General features: G+C 61.9%; 3 protein-coding genes and 3 pseudogenes. 4 read left to right on the top strand and 2 right to left on the bottom strand.

Translation table 11 applies throughout. The features are described 5' to 3' along the window. Positions 1-46: 46 nt before the first annotated feature. Positions 47-388: pseudogene (locus XpopCFBP1817_RS19410) on the bottom strand (alkaline phosphatase family protein); the annotation flags it as partial. Positions 389-594: 206 nt separating this feature from the next. Between XpopCFBP1817_RS19410 and XpopCFBP1817_RS19415 the strand changes: the two are divergent. From XpopCFBP1817_RS19415 to tdh, 4 genes and pseudogenes are all read left to right on the top strand, one after another. Then, complete coding sequence (locus XpopCFBP1817_RS19415) at positions 595-2,940, top strand: TonB-dependent receptor (protein ID WP_128418342.1); 2,346 nt, start codon at positions 595-597, stop codon at positions 2,938-2,940. Between the two features lie 60 nt (positions 2,941-3,000). After that, positions 3,001-3,288 (top strand): hypothetical protein, encoded by a 288-nt coding sequence (locus XpopCFBP1817_RS23380; protein WP_128418343.1) that lies wholly within the window; start codon positions 3,001-3,003, stop codon positions 3,286-3,288. Further along, positions 3,210-3,455, top strand: a pseudogene (locus XpopCFBP1817_RS19425) (IS110 family transposase); the annotation flags it as partial. The gene XpopCFBP1817_RS23380 and the pseudogene XpopCFBP1817_RS19425, both read left to right, overlap by 79 nt. A gap of 183 nt (positions 3,456-3,638) precedes the next feature. After that, a complete protein-coding gene (tdh, locus tag XpopCFBP1817_RS19430) occupies positions 3,639-4,673 on the top strand; it encodes an L-threonine 3-dehydrogenase (protein ID WP_208619672.1) in 1,035 nt (344 codons plus the stop codon). Between the two features lie 216 nt (positions 4,674-4,889). Here the strand turns inward: tdh and XpopCFBP1817_RS21690 are convergent. Continuing rightward, positions 4,890-5,102, bottom strand: a pseudogene (locus tag XpopCFBP1817_RS21690) (TorF family putative porin); the annotation flags it as partial. Positions 5,103-5,200 lie beyond the last annotated feature (98 nt).

Raw genomic sequence — 5,200 nt, forward strand, 5'->3', positions numbered from 1 at the left:
CGCTGATTTTTTGAAGGTATGGTCATCATCCAGTGCGTGTCACCACGGCTACGACTTGGTTGTTCGAGGTGCCCTTTTGTGAATCGAAAGCGAACGGCAGCAGACGGCGACCGTCCGTTGCCGGCTGACTCCATACCGGATGACCATCGCGCAACTGCAGTGGACGCGGGTCGCCGAACCAGCGCACGCCGCGCAATGCGCCGAAGTAATGATCGAACGAGAGATTTTCCTGCATCAGGATCACCACGTGTTCGATGTCGCGTAGCGTGCCGGTGCGCGAATTAGCAGGCAGCGCGAGCGCGCGGCCGATTGATGACGGCAAGGCGCCGGCAGCAGTCAGCGCGGCGACGCGCTTGAGGAAATCACGGCGCGAGGGGGAAGACGTCATGGATGCGAGACCTGCCAGAACTACAAGTGCGTGGCCGCAGGTGGCGGCTGGACACGACACGTAACACGACACGTATAGCGGGCAATCGCGACAGTGTTGCGACAGCCCCCGTCATCAATGCTTCATAAGTCGTTGACACCCTGCGTCGCGAAACGTCGGTCTTGCACCGTGCGTTGCCCTCAGCCGCGCCCGAACAGGACTCCCCCATGACCTCCACTCGCCGTTTTCATGTCACTCCGCTGGCGCTCGCCCTGGCAGCGTTGCTTCCCGTCATGGCAAACGCCGCCACAGCGGCTACTGATCCGGCTGCCATTGCGGAGGCACCAGTCGCGGATGCACCGGTCACCGCTGCCGATACCGCAACCAATGCCACCCAGCTGGATGCGATCAACGTGGTGTCGCAAGGCAGCACACGCCAGGTGCAGCGCATCAGCCGGCAGGACATCGAGCAGCTGACACCGGGCAGCAGCGCTTTCAAGGCAGTGGAAAAATTACCGGGCGTGCAGTTCCAATCGGCCGATCCGTTCGGCACCTACGAATGGTCCACGCAGGTGACCTTGCACGGTTTCGATCAGAGCCGGCTCGGTTACACGCTCGATGGCATTCCGCTAGGCAACATGAGCTATGGCGTGACCAACGGCCTGCACATCACCCGCGCCATCATTTCGGAAAACCTCGGTTCGGTTGAGATTGCGCAAGGCGCCGGCGCGCTTGGTACTGCTTCCAATACCAATCTCGGCGGCACCATGCAGTTCTATTCGGCCGATCCGCAGACCACGCCAGGTTTGCGGCTGGTGCAAACGGTGGGTAGCGATGCGACGCGTCGCACCTTCGTACGTGGCGACACCGGCGATCGCAATGGCTTGTCGGCGTATCTGTCCTATGCAAACGCCACCACCGACAAGTGGAAAGGCTTCGGCGACCAGCAGTCCGAGCAAGCCAACCTCAAGACGGTGTACCAGTGGGGCAATGGCAATGGTCTGAGCCTGTTTCTGGATACCTCGCGGCGCAAGGAATACGACTACATGGATCTGTCGTTGACCAGCCAACGCGCGCTGGGCTGGGACGACGATTATCTGCAGCCGGATTGGGCCACTGCGGTGCAGATGGCGCGTGCGTATCAAAACACCAGCGCCACCAGCGGCGTAGCCAACGGCTATCCGCAATCGCTGGCCGGGCTGCCCAGCGACTACAGCTGGCTCGATGCCAGTTACTACGCAGGCGGAGGATTGCGTCGCGACAACCTGGCCGGCCTGAGCGGTACCTTCGTGTTCGGCGGCGCCACGCTGGATGCCACCGGCTACTACCACGGCAATCGCGGCGAAGGGCAGTGGGTGACGCCGTATGTGCCGACGTCCGCACAGATCCCGGTCTCGATGCGCACCACCGACTACGGCCTGGACCGTTTCGGTGGCACCAGCGCATTGAAATGGTCGTGGGGCAGACACGATCTGGAAGTGGGCCTGTGGGCGGAAAACGCACGCACCACCCAGCAACGCAATTACTTCGCGCTCGGCAACGATGGCTATACGTCGCTTTACAACGTGTACGACGTGCAGACGCCGTTCCGTCGCGATTTTCTGCAGCGCTACACCACACAGACCCGCATGCTGTATTTGCAGGACACCGTGCGCCTGCTCGATGATCGCCTGACCATCAACTACGGCGCGAAGGCGCTCAGCACCACCACGCGTGCGCAATCGCTGGTACAGACCACCGCGCTGGCGCAGGGCAGTATCCGCGCCGAAGATGGCTTTCTGCCGCAGGTTGGCTTGAACTACAAACTGGACGAGCGCCAGGATATCTACGCGTCCTATAGCAAGAACATCGCCGCCTTCGGCTTCACTCCGTTCGCCACCTCGCAGGCCGCGTTCGACCGCAGCCGCTCCACGCTAGAGCCGGAAGAATCGCAGACCCTGCAAGTGGGCTACCGCGTGCAGGACGCGCAGTTTCAGCTCTCGGCCGATGCCTATTTCACCAAGTTTTCCAACCGGCTGTTGACCACCTCGCCGTGTACTGCAGTGCAGACCTGCGCGGCGATCCTGAGCAATGTCGGCGCCGTGCACAGCGCCGGTGCGGATCTGGCGTTGCTGTGGCGCCCGACCGACGGCCTGAGCTGGTTGAACTCGCTGTCGTGGAATCGCTCGCGCTATCAGGACGATTATCTCAACAACGGCGTGGTGGCCACCTCCGGCAAGGACGTGGTGGGTATCCCCGCGTTGATGGTCTCCTCCAGCGCCAGCTACCAACTCGGCAACCTGCGCTTGGATCTGGACGGCAAGTACGTCGACAAGCGCTACATCACCTTTCTCAACGATTCGCAGGTGCCTTCGTACTGGCTGTTCAACGCCGGCGCGCGTTACGACTTCGGTCGCGTGGGCGGCGTGGCCGACGTGGCATGGGCGCTCAACATCACCAACCTCACCGACAAGCGCTATTTCGCCAGCACCGGCACCAACGGCTACGTCGCATCCGATCCGGATGGCTACAACCAGACCATGGTGGTCGGCGCGCCGCGGCAATACTTCATGAGCCTGGATGTGAAGTTCTGAGTCCCCGCCGCCTTTTCCCCTCTCCCTGCAGGAGAGGGGTAGGGAAATGGGAGAGTGATGATGACACCAGTGGCAACGTGGGTAGGTGTGGATGTGTCCAAGGCACGCCTGGATGTCTATGTGTTCAGCACCGATCAAGCGATGTCTTTCGCCAATGAGCAAGACGGCATTGCCGCCCTGATCCAGGTACCTCAGGACGCTGCGCCCTGGCTGATCGTGTTGGAGGCCAGCGGTGGGCTGGAACGGGCAGTGGTGGCCAGGTTGCTGGCAGCGGCACCCTGCGCGGCCGTCGGACGGTATGGGGCGGGCGCGCCACCGTGCGCCAGGTCCTGTACATGGCGACCTTGACCGCGGTGCGTTGCACTCCTGTACTCAAGGCCTGTTGTGCGCGTCTGCGCGCCAACGGCAAAGTCGCCAAGGTGGCGCTGGTGGCATGCATGCGCAAGCTACTGACGCTCCTCAACGCCATGATGCGCGATCGAAAATCCTTCGAAGCCACCCTTCCCCAGGCTTGACGCCGACCACAGTTGTTCATCCGCTCTTCGCGCCACCTTCTCCCGACGGGAGAAGGGACTAGCCTGGCCCCTCCCCTGTCGGACCGTGGTGTGCCAATACCAAGGATTCCCGCACCGCGGCATAGCACCAACCCCACCCCGCATATAATCGCCGCCTTACTTTCACTCAGCAGGTCCCGCCAGATGGCGCAGACGATGAAGGCGCTGGTCAAGCGCGAAGCGAACAAAGGCATCTGGCTGGAACAGGTCCCCGTCCCCAGCCCCGGCCCCAACGAGGTGCTGATCAAGCTCGAAAAGACCGCGATTTGCGGCACCGATCTACACATCTACCTGTGGGACGAGTGGAGCCAGCGCACCATCAAACCCGGCCTGACCATCGGCCATGAGTTTGTCGGCCGTGTGGCCGAGCTCGGTTCGGCGGTGACCGGCTACCAGGTCGGCCAGCGCGTGTCGGCCGAAGGCCACATCGTCTGCGGGCATTGCCGCAATTGCCGCGGCGGCCGCCCGCATCTATGCCCCAACACGGTCGGCATCGGCGTCAACGTCAACGGCGCATTTGCCGAATACATGGCGATGCCGGCCAGCAACCTGTGGCCGATCCCCGACCAGATTCCCTCCGAGCTGGCTGCGTTTTTCGACCCCTACGGCAATGCTACGCACTGCGCGCTGGAATTCGACGTGATCGGCGAAGACGTATTGATCACCGGCGCCGGCCCGATCGGGATCATCGCCGCCGGTATCTGCAAGCACATCGGTGCGCGCAACGTGGTGGTCACCGACGTCAACGACTTCCGTCTCAAGCTGGCGGCCGACATGGGCGCCACGCGCGTGGTCAACGTGTCCAAGACCTCGCTCAAGGAGGTCATGGCCGACCTGCACATGAAAGGCTTCGACGTGGGTCTGGAAATGAGCGGCAACCCGCGCGCGTTCAACGACATGCTCGACTGCATGTACCACGGCGGCAAGATCGCCATGCTCGGCATCATGCCGCGCGGCGCCGGCTGCGACTGGGACAAGATCATCTTCAAGGGCCTCACCGTGCAGGGCATCTACGGTCGCAAGATGTACGAGACCTGGTACAAGATGACACAGCTGGTGCTGTCGGGTTTCCCGCTGCACAAGGTGCTGACCCATCAATTGCCGATCAACGATTTCCAGAAGGGCTTCGACCTAATGGAAGAAGGCAAGGCCGGCAAGGTCGTGTTGAGCTGGAACTGATCGGCCGACATACTTGAACGCAAAAGGCACCGCGAGGCGCCTTTTGCGTATTGCATCGCTAGCCTATCGAAAGCGACGTCATCAGCAATGACGAACGCACTCGTCTGGCGTCGATGCGCGAACACATGACGGCGTGGTTCGCCGCAAACCGCATCGTTATCGAGCGCATGCAATAGCCGCTCGCACACATCACCGCCTGCTCTGAGCCCATCACCCTCACGGCCGGGTGACCGTGGCAGTTGCCACCAGATGGTTCTGCGAATTCTGTCGACCGAAGCAGAATTTGGCCGCTTCGCTGGTGTCGTAATGGCCCACGCTCAAGCTCAGCGGACCCAACGCCTTGCCGACATTCACATCGAACGCGCCAGACGTGAGGTCGTACGGCAACGTCCAGTCGGCATAGTTGGAGGCGCCCGCTCCCAGGTATTGTGGGTTAGTCAGGCCTTCCTTAGAGCCTGTTCAAAGTCTTCTAAGCAGCAACGCCAGGAACGCCAGGAACGCCAGGTGGATCATCTGCAAGCTGGTGT

Origin of the sequence: Xanthomonas populi (genome assembly GCF_002940065.1) — a bacterium.
Taxonomy (GTDB): Bacteria; Pseudomonadota; Gammaproteobacteria; order Xanthomonadales; family Xanthomonadaceae; genus Xanthomonas; species Xanthomonas populi.

Excerpts from the sequence above, each read along its gene's own strand:
- XpopCFBP1817_RS19415 (WP_128418342.1), top strand. The coding sequence starts at position 595 with ATGACCTCCACTCGCCGTTTTCATGTCACTCCGCTGGCGCTCGCCCTG.
- XpopCFBP1817_RS23380 (WP_128418343.1), top strand. The coding sequence starts at position 3,001 with ATGACACCAGTGGCAACGTGGGTAGGTGTGGATGTGTCCAAGGCACGC.
- tdh (WP_208619672.1), top strand. The coding sequence starts at position 3,639 with ATGGCGCAGACGATGAAGGCGCTGGTCAAGCGCGAAGCGAACAAAGGC.